Origin of the sequence: Catellatospora sp. NPDC049609 (genome assembly GCF_040675365.1) — a bacterium.
GTDB lineage: Bacteria > Actinomycetota > Actinomycetes > Mycobacteriales > Micromonosporaceae > Catellatospora.
In genome coordinates this window covers 11,669-32,528 of the sequence record NZ_JBFAOU010000087.1, presented here as the reverse complement: position 1 = coordinate 32,528, position 20,860 = coordinate 11,669, and the positions used below count along the sequence as shown (strand labels likewise).

19 protein-coding genes are annotated in these 20,860 nt (G+C 70.8%); 2 read left to right on the top strand and 17 right to left on the bottom strand.

Going from position 1 to position 20,860, the window contains the following annotated elements:
• Window positions 1–107 precede the first annotated feature (107 nt).
• The 7 genes from AB0J67_RS23190 to AB0J67_RS23160 form a co-directional block, all read right to left on the bottom strand.
• Window positions 108–1,727 carry a glycoside hydrolase family 13 protein gene (locus AB0J67_RS23190; RefSeq protein WP_363485510.1) on the bottom strand — a complete coding sequence of 540 codons (1,620 nt, stop codon included), beginning with the start codon at window positions 1,725–1,727 and terminating at the stop codon, window positions 108–110.
• 36 nt (window positions 1,728–1,763) lie between these two features.
• Window positions 1,764–4,727, bottom strand: coding sequence for a CBM35 domain-containing protein (locus AB0J67_RS23185; RefSeq protein ID WP_363485509.1), 2,964 nt, complete (start codon window positions 4,725–4,727; stop codon window positions 1,764–1,766).
• Window positions 4,728–4,941: 214 nt separating this feature from the next.
• A complete protein-coding gene (locus tag AB0J67_RS23180; protein WP_363485508.1) occupies window positions 4,942–5,829 on the bottom strand; it encodes a carbohydrate ABC transporter permease in 888 nt (295 codons plus the stop codon).
• Window positions 5,830–5,839: 10 nt separating this feature from the next.
• Window positions 5,840–6,805, bottom strand: a complete 966-nt coding sequence (locus AB0J67_RS23175; protein WP_363485507.1) for a sugar ABC transporter permease — start codon at window positions 6,803–6,805, stop codon at window positions 5,840–5,842.
• 152 nt (window positions 6,806–6,957) lie between these two features.
• The gene (locus AB0J67_RS23170; RefSeq protein ID WP_363485505.1) at window positions 6,958–8,316 is read right to left on the bottom strand and encodes an extracellular solute-binding protein; all 1,359 of its coding nucleotides are present in this window, start codon (window positions 8,314–8,316) and stop codon (window positions 6,958–6,960) included.
• A gap of 549 nt (window positions 8,317–8,865) precedes the next feature.
• Window positions 8,866–9,876 (bottom strand): LacI family DNA-binding transcriptional regulator, encoded by a 1,011-nt coding sequence (locus tag AB0J67_RS23165; RefSeq protein WP_363485504.1) that lies wholly within the window; start codon window positions 9,874–9,876, stop codon window positions 8,866–8,868.
• A gap of 285 nt (window positions 9,877–10,161) precedes the next feature.
• Window positions 10,162–10,830, bottom strand: a complete 669-nt coding sequence (locus AB0J67_RS23160) for a VOC family protein (protein WP_363485503.1) — start codon at window positions 10,828–10,830, stop codon at window positions 10,162–10,164.
• A 76-nt stretch (window positions 10,831–10,906) separates the two neighbouring features.
• Here AB0J67_RS23160 and AB0J67_RS23155 point away from each other — a divergent pair, with 76 nt between their 5' ends.
• The gene (locus tag AB0J67_RS23155) at window positions 10,907–11,830 is read left to right on the top strand and encodes a site-2 protease family protein (RefSeq protein ID WP_363485502.1); all 924 of its coding nucleotides are present in this window, start codon (window positions 10,907–10,909) and stop codon (window positions 11,828–11,830) included.
• Between the two features lie 66 nt (window positions 11,831–11,896).
• Here the strand turns inward: AB0J67_RS23155 and AB0J67_RS23150 are convergent, their stop codons facing one another.
• The 10 genes from AB0J67_RS23150 to AB0J67_RS23105 all read right to left on the bottom strand — a co-directional run bounded on the left by AB0J67_RS23150 (window position 11,897) and on the right by AB0J67_RS23105 (window position 18,591).
• Entirely contained in the window at window positions 11,897–12,091 is a 195-nt protein-coding gene (locus tag AB0J67_RS23150) for a DUF397 domain-containing protein (RefSeq protein WP_363485501.1), read from the bottom strand.
• Window positions 12,092–12,227: 136 nt separating this feature from the next.
• A complete protein-coding gene (locus tag AB0J67_RS23145; protein WP_363485500.1) occupies window positions 12,228–12,428 on the bottom strand; it encodes a DUF397 domain-containing protein in 201 nt (66 codons plus the stop codon).
• A 51-nt stretch (window positions 12,429–12,479) separates the two neighbouring features.
• On the bottom strand, window positions 12,480–13,325 hold the full coding sequence (locus AB0J67_RS23140; RefSeq protein ID WP_363485499.1) for a helix-turn-helix transcriptional regulator: 846 nt from the start codon (window positions 13,323–13,325) through the stop codon (window positions 12,480–12,482).
• Between the two features lie 172 nt (window positions 13,326–13,497).
• Window positions 13,498–13,926: a DUF6232 family protein gene (locus AB0J67_RS23135; RefSeq protein WP_363485498.1), complete on the bottom strand. Its 429-nt coding sequence runs from the start codon at window positions 13,924–13,926 to the stop codon at window positions 13,498–13,500.
• 317 nt (window positions 13,927–14,243) lie between these two features.
• The gene (locus AB0J67_RS23130; protein WP_363485497.1) at window positions 14,244–14,615 is read right to left on the bottom strand and encodes a hypothetical protein; all 372 of its coding nucleotides are present in this window, start codon (window positions 14,613–14,615) and stop codon (window positions 14,244–14,246) included.
• 46 nt (window positions 14,616–14,661) lie between these two features.
• A complete protein-coding gene (locus AB0J67_RS23125) occupies window positions 14,662–15,042 on the bottom strand; it encodes a roadblock/LC7 domain-containing protein (RefSeq protein WP_363485496.1) in 381 nt (126 codons plus the stop codon).
• Between the two features lie 53 nt (window positions 15,043–15,095).
• Window positions 15,096–16,061, bottom strand: coding sequence for a hypothetical protein (locus tag AB0J67_RS23120; RefSeq protein ID WP_363485495.1), 966 nt, complete (start codon window positions 16,059–16,061; stop codon window positions 15,096–15,098).
• A 13-nt stretch (window positions 16,062–16,074) separates the two neighbouring features.
• On the bottom strand, window positions 16,075–16,452 hold the full coding sequence (locus tag AB0J67_RS23115; RefSeq protein WP_363485494.1) for a hypothetical protein: 378 nt from the start codon (window positions 16,450–16,452) through the stop codon (window positions 16,075–16,077).
• A 421-nt stretch (window positions 16,453–16,873) separates the two neighbouring features.
• Window positions 16,874–17,188, bottom strand: coding sequence for a hypothetical protein (locus tag AB0J67_RS23110; RefSeq protein WP_363485493.1), 315 nt, complete (start codon window positions 17,186–17,188; stop codon window positions 16,874–16,876).
• Between the two features lie 215 nt (window positions 17,189–17,403).
• The gene (locus AB0J67_RS23105; RefSeq protein ID WP_363485492.1) at window positions 17,404–18,591 is read right to left on the bottom strand and encodes a branched-chain amino acid ABC transporter substrate-binding protein; all 1,188 of its coding nucleotides are present in this window, start codon (window positions 18,589–18,591) and stop codon (window positions 17,404–17,406) included.
• 124 nt (window positions 18,592–18,715) lie between these two features.
• On the opposite strand from AB0J67_RS23105, the gene AB0J67_RS23100 reads away from it, so the two are divergent.
• Entirely contained in the window at window positions 18,716–20,809 is a 2,094-nt protein-coding gene (locus AB0J67_RS23100) for a bifunctional diguanylate cyclase/phosphodiesterase (protein WP_363485491.1), read from the top strand.
• Window positions 20,810–20,860 lie beyond the last annotated feature (51 nt).

Here is a 20,860-nt window from a genome sequence, read left to right as displayed (position 1 = left end):
AGTAAAGGCGGTGTGGAAAATGCGCGGAAGCGATTCGGAAGGAATCTTTGTTGTCCCAGCTCACAAAGACCCGCGGCGGCGGTCCGCTCAACCGCCGCCGCGGGGGTTCAGGGGGTACGCAGCCAGACGGCGGCGTCCGACGGGAGGCGCCCGCCGTCGAGGGCGATGCTGGACAGCAGGACCTCGGTGTGGGCGGGCAGGTCGACGGGGTCGGCGGACAGGTTCACCAGGCAGGTGAAGTCGCCGGGGCGGGTGAAGGCGAGCACGTCGTCGCGGGTGTCGAGCCAGGTCATCGGGCCGTCGCCGAGACCGGCCTCGCTGCCGCGGATGGCCAGCGCGGTCTGGTAGAGGCGCAGCATCGAGGCGGGGTCGGCCTGCTGGGCGGCGACGGTGAGGTGGGACCAGTCGGGCTGGGGCAGCCAGGCCGGGGCGGCGCCCGCCGGGCTGAAGCCGTGCGAGGTGCCCTCGGCCGACCAGGGCAGCGGCACGCGGCAGCCGTCCCGGCCGGGGTCGACGCCGCCGCTGCGGTGGTAGATCGGGTCCTGGCGGGTCTCGTCGGGCAGCCGCTCGACGTCGGGCAGGCCCAGCTCCTCGCCCTGGTACACGTAGACCGAGCCGGGCAGGGCCAGGGTGAGCAGCGCCGCCGCGCGGGCCCGGCGCAGGCCCAGCGCCTCGTCGGTGGGCAGCAGGTGGCGAGCCTGGCGCAGGCCGTGCTCGAAGCCGGTCTCGGCCCGGCCGTAGCGGGTCACCGTGCGGGTGACGTCGTGGTTGCACAGCACCCAGGTGCTGGGCGCGCCGACCCCGGCGTGCGAGGCGAGCGTCGCGTCGACGCAGTGGCGCAGCGCCTTGGCGTCCCACGGGCAGCCGAGGAAGTCGAAGTTGAACGCGGCGTGCATCTCGTCCGGGCGCAGGTACTGCGCGAACCGGTCGATGTCGGCCAGCCACACCTCACCGATCAGGGCGCGCGGGGTCTCGTACGCGTCGGCCACGACCCGCCACGACCGGTAGATGTCGTGGATCTCGTCCCGGTCGACGAACGGGTGCGGCGTCGGCGGGGCGGCCGGGTCGAAGTCGGCCAGGTCCGGGTCCTTGACGCACATCGCGGCGGAGTCGATGCGGATGCCGTCGACGCCCCGGTCGAACCAGAACCGCAGGATGTCGGTGAACTCGGCCCGCACCAGCGGGTTCTCCCAGTTCAGGTCGGGCTGCTCGGGCGCGAACAGGTGCAGGTACCACTCGCCGTCGGCGACGCGCGTCCACGCGGGGCCGTTGAAGACCGAGGTCCAGTCGTTGGGCGGCAGCTCGCCGTGCTCGCCCCGGCCGGCCCGGAACCAGAACAGGTCCCGGGCCGGCGAGCCGGGCCCCTCGGCCAGCGCCCGCTGGAACCAGGCGTGGGCGTCGGAGCAGTGGTTGGGCACGATGTCGACGATGGTGCGGATGTTCAGTTCGTGCGCCTCCGCGATCAGCGCCTCGGCCTCGGCGAGGGTGCCGAAGGACGGGTCGATGTCGCGGTAGTCGGCCACGTCGTAGCCCGCGTCGGCCATCGGGGACGGGTACCACGGGCTGAACCAGATGGCGTTGATGCCGAGGGAGTGCAGGTACCCGAGCTTCGCGCGGATCCCCGCGAGGTCGCCCACGCCGTCACCGTTAGCGTCGGCGAAGCTGCGCGGGTAGACCTGGTAGATGGTGGCGTGCCGCCACCAGTCGCGGTCGTCGTTGTGGAACACGGGTACCTGCCTTCGGTTGCTAAGGGCTGCGTTCGGTCAGAAGCCGCTGTTGCCGGGGCCGCGGTTGAGCGTGTAGCCCAGCCGGTTGATCAACCCGCCGCTCGCGGCGCCGGAGACGGTGACGTACGTGACGTACGCGCTGCCCGCGGCGTTCAGCTCGATCCCGTACGTCCCGGCGCCGTTGACGGTGACGTGGTCGAGCGTGAGGTTGGTGATGTTGCGCTGGAAGCTGAGCAGGATGCCCTGGTAGGTGGAGTCGATGATGTCGACGTCCAAGACCTGGACCGGGGCCGTGATGTCGGTGGCCTCGGCGTAGATCCACAGCCCGCCCAGCGACGAGTTCCAGTTGCGCTCGAAGCTGGACGTGCGGGTCAGCGTGTTGCGAGCCACCGTCGTGGTGTTGCTGAACGGCAGCGCCCCGTGCCACGTGCTGATCGCGATACCCGACCCGGCGTACACCGAGTCGCTGATCAGGTTGTCCTCGATCCGGTTGCCGTTGCCGCCGTAGATCGCCGCGCCGTTGGCCAGCATCGGCAGCGCCACCGTGTTGAAGGTGAACGCGCTGCTCGTGACGGGTGCCGAGTTGGACCACATGGCCAGCGCGTCGTCGCCGGTGTTGCGCAGCGCGCTCTGGTCGATCCGCACGTTGGTCGCGCCGCCGTTGACGTTCACGCCGTCGGCGAAGATGTTGCGCATCCGGGTGCCGACGACGTAGAGGCCGTTGGTGCCGGTGGACGGCCACATGCCGACCTTGGTGTGCTCGATCCAGACGTGGTTGACCAGCGAGCCGGTGCCGAAGTTGCCCTCGATGCCGGCGTCGAACGCGCTGTCGTCGCGGTAGCGCACGTCGCCGCTGAAGGTGAAGTCGGCCAGCCGCACGTTCGACCCGGTGGCGAAGAAGCCGCCCTTGCCGTTGGTGCCCCGGATGACGGTGTGCCACATGCCCGCGCCGCGCAGGCTCACGTTCTGGATGTTCATCCGCGCGTTCGTGAGGAACGTGCCCGCCGGCACCCACAGCACCTTGTTCTGGCTCTGCGCGGCGGCGATCGCGCTGTTGAACGCGTTGGTGTCGTCGCCGCTGTCGCCCGCGACGGCGCCGTAGGAGGTCACCGACAGCGAGTCGGCCGGCTGGCTGTTCGCCGCCGGGGCGACCTCGGCCTCGATCAGGTCGACGGTGTAGTAGGCCGCGCTCGACGAGGCGTCCTTCTGCAGCTTGATGACCGTGCCCGCGGCGTACGTCGTGGGCAGCAGCACCCGGACGTCGTCGAAGAACCGGTGCGCCTCGCCGCCCGCCGGGTTGTTGTTGTACGGGTAGGCCCCGTACACCCAGCTGTAGGTGGAGCTGAGGCTGACATCGGTGATCTTCGTGCTGCCCGCGTAGAGCGAGAGCGGCGCGGTGGTGCCGGTGCCCGCCGCGTTGTCCGGGATCGAGTAGCGGATCACGAACGCGTTGGCCGGCTTGGTCAGCGTGACCTGCACGTACTGCCCGGTGGACGACAGCTTCACGGCGCGGCGGCCCGACGCCTCGGACGGCTCGGACAGGTACGCCCGGTTCGGCCCGATCACCGAGGCGTTGGTGCTGCCGGACTCCGCCTCGTAGACGGTGTACGGCACGGTCGCGCCGCGCGTGTTCAGCGCGGTGCCGCTGCCCACGGTGACGTTGTCGAGCAGCACGTTGCCGGAGTCGCCGGCGTCGTACTGGTAGCCGATGATGTTGAGCCCGGCGCGCAGGGTGAGGCTCTGCGCGGCGTTCAGCCAGCCCGACCCGGCGGGCAGCGAGAGCTGGCCGGTCTTGAGGCCGTTGACGTACACCGACACGGTGCGGGCCGCCCCGTTGGTGTTCGTGTAGCGCAGCGTCACCGTGGTCGCCCCGGCGGTGCTCGCGTCGACCGTGCGGATCACACGCGCGCCGGTGCCGGTCAGCCCGGCGACGTACCCGCTGCCGGTGTAGCCGCCGGTGGACGCCGCGGTCGACGCGCCACCGGAGACGAAACCGGTCTCCAGCTCGTACGACACGCCCGTGGGCGGCGTCGACGGGCTGGTGGACGGCGTCGGGGTGGGGCTCGGCGAGGACGCCGCACCGGACACGGTGATGTTGTCCAGGTTCACGTTGCCCGAGTCGGTGCTGTCGAACTTGAGCCCGATGGTGTTGTTGCCCGCGTTGAGCGTGACCGCCTCGGCCGTGCTGCCCCAGGTGTCCCAGTTCGCCGTGGCGGGCAGGTTGATCTGGCGCAGCTTGCCGCCGTTGACGTACAGCGACAGCGTCATGGTCGCGCCGGTGCCGTTGGCATAGCGCACGGTCACCGTCGCCGCGCCCGCGCTGGGCCGGTTCACGGTGAACGCGGTGTTCGCGTTGCCCTTGTTGCCGTCGGTGTAGCCGCCGACGAACCCGCTGCCGGTGTAGCCGGGATGGTCGGCGGCGACGGTCGCGCCGCCGGACAGCGCGGCCGACTCGGCCTCGTACTGGCCCGCGGGCGGCGTCGCGAGGTCGGCGACGGTGAGGCTGTCCAGGTTCACGTTGCCCGAGTCGGCGGTGTCGAACCGGTAGGCCACCGTGCTGCTGCCGTTCGGCAGGGACACGGTCTCGACCTGGGTGCCCCAGCTGTCCCAGTTCGCGGTGGCGTTGAGGCTGATCTGCTTCAGCTTGGTGCCGTTGACGTACAGCGACAGGGTCTTGGTCTGGGTGGTGCCGTTGGCGTAGCGCAGGGTGAGCGTGCGGCTCGCCGCGCCCGACACGTTCACGGTGAACGTCGCGCGGGCGTTGCCCCTGTTGGCGTCGGTGAAGCCGCCGACGAACCCGCTGCCGGTGTACCCGGTGTGGTCGGTGGCGACGACCGCGCCCCCGGCCAGCGCGGCCGACTCGGCCTGGTACGTGGTGGTCGCGGCGGATGCGGGCAGCGCCGTTAGCAGGCCGGCGGTCAGCGTGACCGCCGCCGCGGCGACGGCGGCCAGCAGGGTGCGAGCGGGGATCCGTGCAGCGGTGCGATGGTGCAGCGTCATTGCGTACTCCCTTCACTTGCGTCGGTCTGTTCGGGACGCGGCCGCCGGCGGGGTGCCGGAGCCGTCCGCGTCCCGCCCCCGTGGCGGAGGAACCCGGCCCGCGGCCGTGTTCCGGGCAGCACCGTCCGGCCCCCGGGCAGGCGAGCCGGGCGGCGCTGCGTGAGCGGATCTCTGTCCGGCCGCGCACCGGGCGGGTGCGGCCGGAAGCGGTGGGTCAGCCCTTGAGGGCTCCGGCGGACAGGCCGTTGAGGATGCTGCGCTGGAAGACCATGAAGATGATCACCATGGGTATGGAGGCGATGGCCAGCCCCGCGAACATCTCGTTGTTGGTGACCCGGCCGGTGCTGGCCAGCCGGCTCAGCGCCACGCTGATCGTCTGGACCTCGGGGTCCTGCAGCACCAGCAGCGGCCAGAGGAAGTCCTTCCAGGACCCGATGATCGCGAAGATCGACACGACCGCGAGCACCGGCCGCGACAGCGGCAGGATGATGTGCCACAGCAGCCGGAACCGGCCCGCGCCGTCGATGCCCGCCGAGTCCAGCAGGTCGTTGGGGATCTGGTCGAAGAAGCGCTTGAGCACGTAGATGTTGAACGCGTTGGCCGCGCCGGGCAGCCACAGCGCCCACGGGGTGTTGAGCAGGTTCACCCCGAAGATGGGCACCTCGGCCACGGTCAGGTAGGCGGGCACCAGCAGCGCCGCGGCGGGCAGCATCAGGCTGGCCAGCATGCCGCCCAGCACCACGTTGCCCAGCACCGGGCGCAGCTTGGACAGCGCGTACGCCGCCGCCACGTCGATGATCAGCTGGATCAGCCAGCCGCCCAGCGCGTAGAAGGCGGTGTTGACCAGAAACTTGCCGATCTCCAGCCGGCGCCAGGCGTCGAGGTAGGTCTCCGGGTGCCACTCCGTCGGCCACAGCGTCGGCGGGGTCTGCGCCAGCTCGATCGGCGTCTTCAGCGCGCCGGTGACCATCCAGTACAGCGGGAACAGGAAGGCCAGCGTGAAGGCCACCGCCATGGCGCCGAGCACGAGCCGGTAGATCAGGCGGCCGCTGCCGCGGCGCAGGTCGGCCTCGGAGACGAGGGATCGCGTCAGGGAGCTCATGGTGATCCTCTCAGTCGGCCTTGCGGGTGAGCCGCAGGTAGACGGCCGAGAACGCGCCCAGCACGATGAACAGCAGCACGCTCATCGCGGCGGCCAGGCCGAAGTCGTTGTTGACGGTGAACGCGTACCGGTAGATCAGCACCATCACCGTGATCGTCTCGCTGTTGGTGGTGCCGGTGAGCTGGTACGGCTCGATGAAGACCTGCATCGTGGCGACGATCTGCAGCAGCAGCAGGACCAGCATGATGAAGCGCATCTGCGGGATGGTCACGTGCCGGATGCGCTGCCAGATGGAGGCGCCGTCCAGCTCGGCGGCCTCGTACAGCTCGCCGGGGATGCTGGCCAGGCCGGCCAGGTACATGATGGTCGCGCCGCCCATGTTGGCCCAGGTCGAGACCAGCACCAGCGAGATCATCGCCATCTTCGGCGACTGGGTCCAGTCGGAGGTCGGCAGGCCCACCCCGGACAGGATCGCGTTGAACAGGCCGGTGCCCGGATCGTAGAAATACTGCCACAGCAGCACGCTCACGATCGGCGGCAGCATCACCGGCAGGTACACGGCGAACCGGAAGAAGCCCTTGGCGTGCCGGAACTCGTTGATGATCAGCGCCATCACGAACGGCATCGCGAACCCGAACAGCAGCGCCAGGCCGGTGAACTCCAGCGTGTTCAGCCACGCGACGCCGAACAGCGGGTCGTCCAGGACGGCCCGGTAGTTGTCGAACCCGACCCAGATCGGGTCGGTGACGAAGTTGTCCTGCTGGAAGCTGAGCACGATGCCCTTGACCAGCGGCCACCACGAGAACAGACCGAAGCAGAGCAGGCCCGCCGCCAGGAAGGCGTACGCCTGCAGGTTGTCCCCGATCTTGCGGCGCAGCCGCGCCATCCGGGCCCGGCCCGGATCCGTGGGCGCACCGGCGCGCCCGCCCGTCCCCCGTGTCACCGCTGCCGTGGGTTCCGGCGCGATCACCGTCATCGTCGTGCTCCCTCTCGTGCTGCTGAACCCGGCCCCTGCCGCTGCGAGGCGTGCCGAAAGATCGCCCTCCCGGCGGCCCCCGCGGTGGGCCACCGGTCCGGTGGCCCACCGCGAGCTGCTCGTCCGTGCCGCGAACGGCCCGGGACGTTACCTCACTTGACCGCGGTCAGGATCTGGTTGACCTGCTTCTCGGCGTCGGCAAGCAGCGCGTTGATGTCCGCGTTCTTGTCGGTGAGCACCTTCTGCATGGCCGTGTCGAGCACCGCGTAGATCTGCTGCGCCAGCGGCGGCTCCAGCTTCAGCGGGATGGAGCCGGCCGAGGCGAGGAACGGACCGAAGTTCTCCGACGGGATGTTGGCGTGCTTCTTGGTCGCCTCCTCCCACTTGGCCAGCGAGGCGCCGGTCCAGATGTTCGGCTGGGGCAGGCCCACCGGCTGGCCCTTGGCGGCCGCCTTCTCGTTGTCGGCCGCGATGCGGTCCGGGTCGAGCGCGCCGCCCTTGAAGGACAGCCAGGTCAGACCGGCCTTGATCTTCTCCGGGCTGAGGCCGGCCTTGAACATGTAGCCGTCGCCGCCGCCCAGGGTGCCCTGGCCGCCCGGGATGCCGCCGAGGCCGAAGTCCTCGTACTTGGCCTTGTACTGGTTCACGATGACCGGGAAGTTGTCCGCAGAGCCGACGTACATGCCGAGCTTGCCGGAGGCCATCATCTGCAGCAGGTCGGCCCACTCCAGCAGCTGGCGCTGGCCCATCGTGTCGTCGGTCCAGCGCATGTCCTTGAGCTGCTGCAGGACCTGCTTGCCCTTGTCGTTGTTGAAGGCGGCCTTCCAGGTCTCGCCGTCCTTGACCGCGACGTCGCCGCCGATCGAGTACATCTCGGCGGTGAAGTGCCAGCCGCCGGTGTTGTTCTTGCTGTAGTCGCCGTAGCCGACGATGCCGTTGCCCAGCGCGGTGATCTTCTTGGCCGCCTCGCGGACCTCTTCCCAGGTCTTCGGCGGGTTCGCCGGGTCGAGACCGGCCTTGGTGAACAGCGTCCGGTTGTAGACCAGGCCCAGCGAGTAGTTGGCCACCGGCACGCCGTAGACCTTGCCCGCGGAGTCCGTGAAGACCTTCATCAGGTCCGGCTTGACGTCCTTGATCGACGGGAACTCGGCCAGCTGCGCCGAGATGTCCTGCACCTGGCGCTTGGCGATGAGCGCCGCCGGGTCGGTCAGGTAGACGTAGAAGACGTCCTCCAGCTGCCCGCCGGCCAGCTTCGTGGCGAACTGCTGGGGGTCCATGAACCCCTCTTTGGCATTGATCTTGATGTTCGGGTACTTGGCCTCGAACGCCTTGACGTCAGCCTCGAAGTTCGCGCGGTTGACCGCGTCCGTCGCCGGCGGCATGCCGTTGACGGTGATGCTCACCGGACCGCTCGGGGTCTCCGGCTCCTCGCTGGCGCAGGCGGCGCCGAGCAGTGCCGAGCCGGCCACCAGCGCTGCCGCCAGCGACCGGCCGAACATGCGTCGGTTCATCGGTTCCGATCCCTTCTGTATGCACACTCCGGGCCGCATCCGGCCCGGCTGCACCGCGGCGACCAGCGCAGCGGTTGTTAATCGCGCATTGCCGCCGCGTCGCCCGGCGGTTAACCGGCGCGGCGTGAGCAGAAGGATAGGCGCGCTGACGCGCGGAAGTCCAGAGGATGACGCAAAAACGTGATGGCTCATCTGCCATCGGCTTGCACTACATCGCAAGTTCGTGACGCATCGATATGATCGACGAAGAAGGGCGCCACCTGCGCGATCGCTAGATCGTCACCGCTCCCACCCCGCCACGATCACCCGACTTGCCAGGCAGGTGGGCGTATCTTGCACGCTCGTACGCCCATGTGCCAGGCAAGTCGCACGATCATGCGCGGGCCGACCGTGCCCCCGGGTGCGCCCCGACGGTCGGGCCGGACGACAGGCCCCCGTCGCGCCGGTCGGGCGCGCACGACAAGACCCCGTCACGACGGCTGCCCCGGTGCGCGACAGCCCGGGTGACCAGGCCGGTCTCGACGGGCGGTGGTGGGAGAACCCGGCCGGTCACGCCGGGACGGGGCAGGGGCCGGTCGTGCTGCGCACGATCAGCTCGGGGTCGAACAGGACCTCCTCCGCCGCCGCCGGACGGCCCTCCAGCTGCGACAGCAGCGAGAGCACGGCGGCGCCGGCCATCGCGCGCACCGGCTGGCGCACCGTGGTCAGCGGCGGATCGGTCACGCCCATGAACGTCGAGTCGTCGAACCCGACCACCGACACGTCGTCGGGCACCTCCATGCCCTGCTTGCGCACCGCGCGCACGGCGCCCAGAGCGAGCGCGTCACTGGCGCACACCAGCCCGGTGACCCCGGCCGCGAGCAGCCGGTTCGCCGCGCCGCGGCCGCCCTCGACGGTGAACACGGTGTGATCCACCCAGCGCCGCCAGCGGGTCTCCCCCCGCTCCTCCCAGAACCGCGCGAACCCGGCCAGCTTGCGGGCCGACGGCACGTGCCCGACCGGCCCGAGGACCAGGCCGATCCGCTCGTGCCCCAGCCCGGCCAGGTGCGCCAGCGCCTGCTCGGCCGCGCCCGCGTCGTCGACGCAGATCCGCGCCACGCCCAGGTTCTCGTCCGCCGCGTTGATCAGCACTATGGGCAGCTTGCGCTCGGTCAACTGCCGGATCGCCGCCGGCCCCGCATCGGCATAGCTGCTGCCCACGAACACGATCCCACCGACCTGCTGCGCCAGCAGCATCTCGATGTAGTGCGCCTCGGACACCCCGTCGGAGGTCCGCGTACACAGCACCGGCACCAGCCCGCGCTGGATCAGCGACACCCCGATGACCTCGGCGAACGCCGGAAAGATCGGGTTGCTGAGGTCAGGCACGACGAGCCCGATCAGCCGCGCCCGCTCACTGCGCACCGGCTCCGGCCGCGCGAACCCGAACACGTCCAGCGCGGTCAGCACGGAGTCCCGCGTCCCCTGCGACACCCCCGGCTTGCCCCGCAGCACCCGGCTCACGGTCGCCTCGGACACCCCCGCGAACTTCGCCACCGCCGAAAGCCTGCTCGTCGTCACACGCGCATCTTACAGCCCACCATGCAAAAACCAACCCACCCCCCGCAACCCCTTGCACTCCCCCTCCCATGCCCCCACCCCCGCCCCACCCCGGGTTGATCATGAACTATGGCACGGTTCGACGGCGCGTCATGCCCACAACTTCCTGATGACCATGGCCCACGACGAGCGGCCCGCCCACCCGTCGATCATGAGGTCAGGGCGGCGACACACCGTCGAGCCGTGCCATAAGTTCATGATCAGCCCGGGATGGGGGGACGGCCACAGGTGAGCGCGGTCGGTGGGTCAGTCGCGGCCTTGCCAGGTGGTTATGCAGGCTTCGTTGCCTTCGGGGTCGGCTAGGACGTGGAAGGCGGGGGCCTCGCCGTCGGAGACGAGCCGGCCGCCCGCCGCGAGCGCCGCCGCGATCCGGCGGTCGGCCTCGTCGTGCGGGACGGAGACGTCCAGGTGGATGCGGTTGCGCTGCGGGCGCGGGCGGTCCATCTGCTGGAACCACACGGCGGGCCCCTGGCCGTACGGGTCGGCCAGCGACCCGTCGGGCTCCTCGGCGTACGCCAGCACGGCCTGCCAGAACGGGCGCACCGCGGCGATGTCCATCGCGTCGATCGCGATCTCCAGCGCCTGCACGGTGCGCCCCGGACCGGCCACGGCGTCGACGGTGTACCCGGCTCCGTCGAGCGCGGCCGAGATCCGTGCCGCGAGCTCCGTCTCCGCGGCGGTGGGGCGGGTGCCGGGACGCTGCACAGTCAGCAGCACCCGGTCGCCGCGCAGGTCGAGACGCAGGCGGTCGTCGGTGCCGGGGCCGGCCGCCGCGACCGCCCGTGCCGCCACGTCGACCGCCTGGGCCGCCGACGCGACCCGGACCACCGCCTGCACAGCGCCGAGCACGAACCGCCAGCCGAGCCCGGTGACCGCATCGGACGCCTGCCGCCGGGTGAGAACCGTCTCGCTCATGCCCCGATGTTCGCAGCACACACCGACAGTCGCGAGGTCCCCGCACGCCCGTCCCGCTCGGGTAGCCTTGCCCGGCATGAGCGGCAGGGAGCACGAGGATCCACTGGACCGGCTGGCGGCCGAAGAGGACTGGAGCCGCCGCGCCCGCGCGGTCGAGAACGAGGTGAAGCGCGAGCTGCGCAGGCCGGTGCTCCGTCCGGTGCGCACCCCCCGCCCCCGCGGCGTGCGCCCGCAGCGCCGCGGCATCTCCTGGATCTTCCTGACGCTCGTCGCGCTGATGGTGGCCGGCGCCGCCGCGACCTGGGCGGGGCTCGGCCCCGCCACGCTGACCGTGTTCGTCTTCGTGCTCTCGGGCTGGCTGGTCACGCTGTGCCTGCACGAGTTCGCGCACGCGCTGACCGCGCACCACAGCGGTGACGACACCGTCGCCGCCAAGGGATACCTGCGACTGGATCCACGCCGGTACGGCCACTGGGTCCTGACGCTGCTGCTGCCCCTGCTCGTGCTGCTCATCGGCGGGCTGCCGCTGCCCGGCGGGGCGGTGCTGATCGAGACGCACCGGCTGCGCAACCGCTTCCGCGACGCCATGGTCTCGCTGGCCGGCCCGACGGTGAACATCGTCGCCGCGGCGGTCCTGCTGACGGTCGTCTCGATCGCGGGTCCGGATTCGCTGTTCCTGGTCTCGCAGCCGCAGGCCGCGTTCTGGGCCGGGCTTTCCCTGCTGGCATATCTGCAGGTCGCGGCCGCCATCCTCAACCTGCTGCCGATCCCGGGTCTGGACGGCTGGGGCACGATCGAGCCCTACCTGTCGGACTCCGCCCGCCACGTCGGCAACAAGATCAAGCCGTTCGGCATCCTGCTGGTCTTCCTGCTGCTCTATCTCGACCAGGTCCGGTGGCTGTTCGACGAGGCGACGTTCTTCTTCCTCGACGTGTCCGGAATCCCGCTCGAAGCCGTGGGCCTCGGCTTCCAGCTGTTCCAGTTCTGGAGGAACTGGTGAGCACCGCGCGCGGAGCCGACGCCGCTCGGTGACCGGCGGCGATGGCGGTCATCCGGCGCCGGGCGGTCACAGATCGAACTCGCCCGCCTTCGCGGACTGCAGAAACGCCGCCCATTCCGCGCGGGTGAAGACGACGACCGGACCGTCCGTGCGCGCCCTGCGCACCCGGATCCCGTCCTCGCCGATGCCCACCTCGACGCAGGCACTGGTGTCGCAATAGGTGCCGATGCGCCATTCGACGCGGCCACTGTCCGAAGCCATGGGTCGACCCTCCCATCGATGGCTGGCCTTTCAATGTACAAGCCGATCGAAGCCGTCCCGGGCCGATGAATCGGATTGGCACAAGCAGAACGGACCCGCCGCCCCCATCGGGACAGCGGGTCCGTTCGGACGGCTCTCATTCGAATGCGAAGTCGCCCGCCCCCACCCCCGCGACGAAGGCGTCCCACTCCTGGCGGGTGAAGCGTAGAACCGGCCCGGACGGATCTTTCGAGTCGCGCAGCGCGATGTCCTGACCGATCAGCGCCACCTCGACACACGCGTTCGTGTCACAGCGCTTGGCCTTCATCCAGCCGATGTTTTGTTCGACGACGGACACTGGTGCACAGTTCCTTTCCTTGATGGCAGTGGGATGGATCAGGCGGGGGTTTCAGCGCTCCAGCGACGCGCGCAGCGTCGCGATTCGCGCCTCGAGCAGGAGGACGGACTTCTCCTCCGTGTACGAATGTCGCCACATCTCGTCGAACATCCAGCGATGCCGGTTGACCGCCTCGGACGCGTGCACCATCTCGTCCCGCAGCCAGCTCTCGCGGTAGAGGACGGTGTCGCCTTCCACGTCGAGGTCGAGCAGGACGAACGCACCGAGCATGGCCACCACGGCGGCTCGCGAGAAGGGCACGATGCGCAGCGTCACCCTGCCCGCCGTGACGTTCTCCAGCAGTTGCTGGAGCTGCTCGGCCATGACCTCCGGACCGCCGACCTCGCGGTGCAGCACGGACTCGTCGAGCAGCAGCAGGTAGGCGGGCGGTTCCTCGCGCCCGAACACCTGCTCGTGCCGTCGCATGCGCACTTCGAGGCGGGTGTCGCGCTGCTCGTCGGAGAGCTCGGAGATCTCGCGGTTCCAGAACGCGAACACCGCGTCCGCGTGCCGGCGCGTCTGCAGCACGCCCGGCACCATGGTCGAGGAGAAGCAGCGGATGGCGACGGCCTGGCTCTCGAACTGCAGCAGTTGCATCGTCGCCGGGGTGAGATGCGCGCGATAGCCGGGCTGGTCCCACCAGCCGCGGCGACGCGAGGCGCGCGCGTCCCGGGCGAGCTGCTCGACCGTGCCCGGCTCGGTGACGTCGAGGTAGGCCAGCAATGCCCGCAGGTCGGTGCCGGAGACCGTGACCTCGCCGCTCTCGATCCGCTGCACCTTGCTCAGCGACCAGTCGAGCGCCTCGGCGACCTGGCCCTGGGTGAACTCCCTCGCCTCGCGCGAGCGGCGCAGGGCCATCCGGAGCCGACGGCGGGCTACCGCAGGTGAGTCACCCGTGACCATTGGGTCCTCCCGACAGGTATCCCGCTCCTCAGGCAGCTATACGGCAGATCGAGATGCCGCTGTGCGACACAACGCCGTCACGGTACACCCGCGGCATCTCGAATGTGGCCTGTCAGGTGAAGCGATGTCAATTCGTGTCGTAGTCCGCCGCGTACTGCATCGCTCGCAACAAGCCCCGGGCCACCTGGGCGAACGTCCGCGGGTCGGCGCTGCGGAACAGCACCCGCGGCAGGCCCCGGTAGACCCCGCGCAACTCGTAGGAGTGAATCCTCGGGCGCCAGCACCCGCCGACCCCCGCCAGCACGGCCGCGGCGAGGGTGGCCACGACGGTCAGCGGGGTCGAGCCGAGCACCGGCCAGGCCGCCACGACGGCGGCGCCGGCGGTGCCCGTCGCGTAGAGCCGGACGGTGGCGCCGGATGCGTCGTGCTCAGCCGCGAGCTCGACGATGTGCACGCCGCTCAGCTCGCGGACCGCGAACCGGCGGGGCACCGGGGTGCGCACGTCCAGCACCCGGTGGGTGATGTGTGCGCAGGGACCTCGATAGAAGACGGGCATCCTCGCTCTCCCTCGAACGGCCCTTGCCGGGAGGGAGGCTGTTGCGCCAATATGACATGAGATCGGTCCTCCCTTCCCTGCGTGGGACGAGGCCTAGAGCGGCGCTCGGTGCCAGCCGGGCGCCGTTCCTGTCGGTCGGGAAGCGGCGGCGCTTCCTTACTGGACAGTATGAGATCGACCAGCCTTGATCGCCATGGGGCGATCTGCGATATAGCAGATTTGAACGAAGATTAAAGTGAATCACGTCCGATCACGACCGCCCGACCGCCGATGGCCCGGCGCAGCGGCCCTGACCATCGGCGACGCGGACGTCGGCGTCACATCTGCAGGCCCTCCTCGATGGTCTTGAGCTTGTGCCGGGCCATGGCCAGGTTGGCCCGGCTCTTGCTCAGCACCAGGTAGAGGAACAGGCCCTGGGTGTTGCGGCTGGTGAGCGGCCGGATCACGTGGTACTGCGCGCCGAGCGTGATCAGGATGTCCTCGATGCTCTCCTTGAGCTTGAGCATCTCCAGGGTGCGCAGCTTGGCGCGTACCACGTCGGTGTTGCCCGCGGCCGCGATGGTCAGGTCGAAGTCCTTGCTGCTGCCGAGGGTGCCCAGCGCCATGCCGCTGGTGTAGTCAACGAGCGCGACGCCGGTCGCGCCCTCGATCTGCATCGCTTCCTGCAGCGAGCTCTCCATGTCAGCCATGGTGTACCTCTGTTCTCTCCGGATGAAGGGTCGTTCGATCGGTTGGTCAGCGATGGACGGCGCGCTGCACGAGCGCGCCGATGCGGGCGGCCACCGGGCGGGCCTCGTGGTGCAGGCGGGCGACGTTGAGCTCCCGTCCCGCGATGACGGTGAGCAGCGCCGTGGGACCGGCGGCGAAGGTGGCCACATAGCCGTCGGTGGCGGCGGTGACCGTCTCCCGGAACTCGCCGGCGCGGACCGCGGCGATGGTCTGCTGCCCCAGGCCGAGCTGGGCGGCCGACATCGCGGCGAACACCTCCGGCTCGATGCCGTGCGTGTCCTGCGCGATCAGCATGCCGTCCACGCTGGCCACGACCACGCCCACCACGTGCGGCAGTCGCTCGCGCAGCTCGCGTATCTCGGCGAGCACCGGGCTGTCAGGTGCCAAAGGGGTGACTCCTCTCCTCCTACCGCGTAGGACCGATCTCAGAAGGTGCCGCATCACAGCGCCCCCAGCCCGGCGATCAGGCGGGCGAGGATCTGTTCGGACACCTGTGGTTCCCCGGCACCGGTCCGCTCCGCGTAGCCGGCCGGCGGCTCATGGCGTACGGCGCGGTGCGGGAGCACGGGCGGCGGCAGGCTCACGTCGACCGGTTCGGGTTCGGCGACCGGTTCCGGCTCCGGCGCGCGCCGGGCGTGCCTGCCCACCTGCTCGTGCTCGCCGGTCGTGGGCAGACCCGCGGCCGCTCGGGCGCGCACCGTGGCGACGGACTCCGCGGCCGCGGAGCCGCCGGGACGGCCCGGCTCGACCAGGCCCGCCCGCGCCATCCGGCGCACCTCCAGCATCACCGAGAAGGTGTCGCGACCCAGCAGCCGCGCCAGGTCGATGGGGCTGCGGCGCCGGTCGGCGTTGGCGACGACCTCCCACTGCAGCGCGGTCAGCGCGACGCACTGCGAGCGCAGGCGGCGCTGCGGCAGCACCGCCGCGGTGTCGATGGCGGCGTCGGGCCAGGCGTCGGCGAGCAGCCGCTTGCGCCGGTCCACCTCCTGGCACACCGCGCGCAGGTCGAGGGTGCGCAGGTGGCCGACCGGGTGGCGGGCCCGGTGCTCGAACTGCGCCCCCACCACGAGGTCGAACAGGAAGAACGCGGCGTCGTAGAGGGCCATGACGTTCAGGGCCTCCAGCTCGGCCTGGCCGACCAGGCCGCCGTCGACCAGCTCGGGGCCGATGCGGTGCTGGGCGCGGCCGGCGTTGACCGCGGTGCGCCACGCCTCCGCGGGCAGCCGGCCGGAGGCGGTCAGCAGCCGCTCCAGCCCGGAGGCGACCGGGCATTCGGCGTACGCGATGCGACCGTCCACGATGTACACCACTCCGCCGGGCGGGTCGAGGACGCGCAGCGCGCCGGTGACGCCGGCGGCGCACCACGGCTCCAGTGACTCGCGCAGCAGCGGCTGTCGTGGGCTCATCGACATGCGCTGGTCAGTTCGCGCTGAACTGTGCGGCGATGGCGCTCAGCTGCCGCTGCGCCACCACCAGGTTGCCCACCGCCCGGTCCAGCCACAGGTAGAGCACCATCCGCGCCTCGATGTCCGAGCGCAGCAGGCGCATCACGTGGTACCCGTTGCCCGCCGTGATCACGATGTCCTCGACATGGGCGGGCTGCCCGACGGTGGCGAACGCCGCGGTCTGCATGGTCGCGTGGATCATGCCGGCGGCGTCCGCGGGCGCGTCGCCGATGCTGCCCGGCCCGCGGCCGGCCGCCCCGATGACCGATCCGCTGGGGAAGTCGATGAGGCTCGCCCCGTGCACGCCCTGGAGCTCCATCAGCTGCTGGAGGCAATCGTCGATGTCAAGCACACCCGCTCCCCGGAAAGTGTCGCCACCCGCGGGTCGTCGCCGCACGGCGCGCCTGGATCACCGCAACGGTAACGGGTAGCTCGGTGCAGACTACAGCAGGTGACAGCGATAAGAGATGATTCACGCGAAAACTATTCGTCTGTAACTATTGCCCGAAAGACCAATTGAGGTCGCATGTAGACGGTTCGCACAGACTGGTTGGCCCACCCCGCGAGGCCCCCGCCACCCCGACCGTTCGGCAGGTTACGCACTCTCCACCTCGGCCGATCGCACACAATGTCCGTCACCGAGGGATTGCGCACCGGACGACGGTCCGATAGGGAGCGAGCGAGGTCCGACCGCCGGGAACACCGCGAGGGCCGGTCGGCTCCCACCCCGGGGAGGGTGGAGCCGACCGGCCCTCGCGGTGCCGGAGCGACCGTTACGCCGACCGCTTCGACTTACGGCCCAGCCACCACACGACGGTCACGACCGCCGCGCCGATGACCCACGGCCGCGGGTTGCGCCGGATGCTCTCCATGACGTCGCGGCCCGCCGCCTCCCATTCCTGGGAGCTGGACGGCACCCGCTCGGCGAAGTCGTGCACGACCTCGCCGGCCTGCGCCGCGAGGGTGTGACCGGACTCGACCAGGGTGTGCTTGACCTCGCCGGCCTGCGCGGCGACCGCGCGGCCCGACTCGGCGAGCGTCTCCTTGAGCTGTTCCGCCGAAGCGGCGACTCCGTTGTTCCTTGCCATGAGCAGACCTCCTTTTCCGTGCCGAGCACGCTGAAGGACGCGGCCCGTCGCCGACCGGATACCCGCTCGCAGGGGCGCTAACCACCGTCGGGACCGGAGAGTCCGCGGCTCAGGAGGTGAACGTCGCCCGCCCGGCCCCCGCGCGGGCGACCGGCGGCACCGGGCCGCCGCCCCGGCCGCCGGTGGGACACGGTCGGCCGGTCAGTGCGCCACGGTCAGCTGACCTCGCGGACGAGGGCGAACTCGCCGTTCTTGATCTGCAGCAGGACGAAGGTGGGGTTGGGCTGGGTGCCGTTCGCCTGGAACCGGGCCGGCCCGGACAGCAGCTCGATGTCGGCCGGCGTGGTCCCGGCTATCGCCTGGCGTACGGCCTCGCGGTCGACCGTCCCGGCCCGCTGGATCGCGTTCAGGCTGAGCCGGACGGCGTCGTAGGCCTGCATGGTGAACGGGCCGGGCTCGTGGCCGTAGGAGGCCCGGTACTTGGCGGCCCACTGCGTGGCGCGCGGCTCGAACTGGGCCAGCGGCAGCGTGATGCCGTACACCCCCTGCTCCTGCTTCGGGGTGAGCTGGTCGAACAGCGTGGGATCGGTGCCCGCGTCGGAGAGCATGATCGCGCCCTGGAAGCCGGAGTCGCGCAGGTCGCGGATCACGCGCGCGGCCTCGGGGTAGTACCCGGTGAAGAAGACCAGGTCGGCGTTCGTCTCCTCGACCGTGTCGACGACCCGCGGGTAGCTGTTGGCGCCCTGGCTGATGGTCATCTGGCCGACCAGGGACAGCTTTCCCCCGTTGTCGCGCATGTCCGTCACGGCGGCGTCGGCGATGGTCTCCGGGAAGCTGGTGCCGTCGTCGATCACCAGCAGCCGCTTGCGGCCCATCGACTCCATCGCGGCCACGGCGTGCGAGGCCTCCACGGTGGTGGTGCCCGACAGCAGGAAGACGCTGTTGTACCCGGGGACCAGCAGGTCGGTCGAGTTCGCCGCGGGGATGATCATCGGGATGCCGGCGGTGTGGAACACCTTGAGCGTGGGCACCGCGGCCACGCTGCAGCCCCCGCCGACGGATACGGTGATGTCACGGCCGATCATCTCGTTGGCCTTGACCACCGCGGTGCCGGGGTCGCAGGCGTCGTCGCCGACGACGAGCTCCACCTGCCGGCCGAGCACCCCGCCGGCTTCGTTGGCGTCCTGGATCGCGATCTGGTACGCCTCCAGCAGGCGCTTGCCCGTCGGAGCGTTGTCGCCGGTGAGCGGCACCAGTGCACCCAGACGCACGACCTGGGGCTTGGCGTCCGGTTCGGGCGACCCGCCGCACGCGGCGACCACACCGCACAGCGCGGCGGTGAGCATCACGCTCACCACCCGCAACATACGGCGCGCCGCGCCCGACTCGTGGGGCTTGTCCATATCGTGAATTATTATCATTAATCTCGGGAAAATCGGAATTGCCGCATAGGGTGGGCGGCTTCTACTGCTTGCAGCACCGCAACAGGCCGGTCCGCTGGACCCGTCGGAGGAGGACCCCCACAACATGCGTTGGCCGTCTTGGAGGCGGGCCGTCAAACGGCTCGGCAGGCAGGGCGCAGCCGCCCGCCGGGCCGATCCGGTGCTGCGGCCGCGCCGCAGCCTCGGCATGACCGCCGCCCTGGCGGCCGTGCTGTGCGGGCTGGGCGCGTTCACCCTCTGGGGCACCCTGCAGGCCACCCAGGCCACCGAGGTGCAGGCCAAGGCGCTGGTCCTGGACGCGATCTTCAGCGAGGCCAGCTCGGCCGTGGCGGTGCAGGAGATGCAGGCCCGCCACTACCAGCTGGAACCCTCGGTCGCCGCGCGTGCCCGCTACCTGGAGTCGGCCGCGCAGGCCGACGCGGCGCTGCGCCGGGCCGTGGAGCTGAGCACCGGTGAGGCCCACGAGGACGCGCTGCGCCTGCAGGCCGAGCAGTCGGCATACCGTCAGGCGGCCGACGAGCTGATCGTCATGGTGACCGACCGCAACCCGCAGGCGGTCACCCAGGACCGGCTCGAGGTCACCCCGGCCTACTACACGCTCCAGCACGACATCACCGAGGTGTCGCGCGCCCACCACACCCAGGCCCAGAAGCTGGTCGCCGACCTGCGCAAGGTGCAGACCCGGATGTTCGCCGCGACGGTCGTCGGGTTCGCGGTGGGCCTGGGGCTGGTCGCCGCGATCTGGCGGGTCATGCTCGGCTACCAGCGGCGGGTGCTGCAGCACGCCGAGGTCAGCCAGCACCAGGCGCTGCACGACCCGCTCACCGGGCTGGCCAACCGGCTGCTGTTCCAGCGGCGGCTGGAGGACGCGCTCGACCCGGCGAGCGCCGACCCGGCCGACCGGCTCGCGGTCATGCTCATCGACATGAACGGCTTCAAGGCCGTCAACGACACGCTCGGCCACCAGGCCGGCGACGACGTACTGGTGGAGACCGGGCACCGGCTGCGCAAGGTGGTCCGCGACGGGGATACCGTGGCCCGCCTGGGCGGCGACGAGTTCGCGGTGCTGCTGCCGCGGGTCGGGTCGGTGGAGGCCGCCCTGGAGATCGCCGAGCGGGCCACCGGCGCGCTGCGCCGCAACTACCTGCTGCCCGCGGGCTCCGCCGCGGTGAGCGGCAGCGTCGGCATGGCGCTGGGCTCCACCGGCACCAGCGCCGAGGACATGCTGCGCCACGCCGACGCGGCGATGTACCGGGCCAAGACCACGGGCAAGGGCGTGGCCCTCTACGACCCCGACGTCGACACCGACCAGCCGAGCCGGATGGCGCTGTTCGGCGACCTGCGTGATCTGCTGACCGAGGGCGACCCGCACGGCGAGCTGGTGCTCTACTACCAGCCGCAGGTGCGGCTGGCCGACGCCACGGTCACCGCGGCCGAGGCGCTGGTGCGCTGGCAGCACCCGCAGCTCGGCCTGCTCGCGCCCGACGCGTTCCTGTACGTGGCGGAGACCGGCGGGCTGGAGATCCCGCTCACCTACCACCTGATGCGGATCGCGGTGAAGCAGGCGGCGAAGTGGTGCGCGCAGGGCCACCCGCTGACCGTCTCGGTCAACGTCTCGCCGAACTGCCTGCTCGACGACGCGTTCGTGGGCCAGGTGCGCTCCGCGCTGGCCGAGCACGGCCTGCCCGCGACCCTGCTCCGCCTGGAGATCACCGAGAGCGGCATGACCACCGACCCCGTCCGCGCGCAGGACGTGCTGCGCCGGGTGCGGCGCGACGGCGTGCAGGTGTCGATCGACGACTTCGGCACCGGGTTCAGCTCGCTGAACCAGCTCAAGCTGCTCTCCGCCGATGAGCTGAAGATCGACAAGACGTTCGTGCACGATCTGGCCACCGATCCCGGCGACGCGATCCTGGTTCGCAGCGCCATCGAGCTGGCGCACAACCTGGGCCTGTTCGTGACGGCCGAGGGCGTGGAGGACCTCACCGCGCTGGCGATGCTGGACGAGCTCGGCTGCGACCAGGTGCAGGGCTTCGCACTGGCCCGTCCGGTGCCCGCGGACCGGCTGATGACGGAGATCCGCAAGGCCCAGGACACGGCGCGGGCCACGCTCAAGCCGTCCGGCCACCGCGGCCCGAGCCCGCTGTCGCCCGCCCACGCGGCCGCGTACCACCGCTGACCGGTGAAAGCGCCCCGCGCACGCCGCCGGAGCGGGGTGAACGGGGCGCTG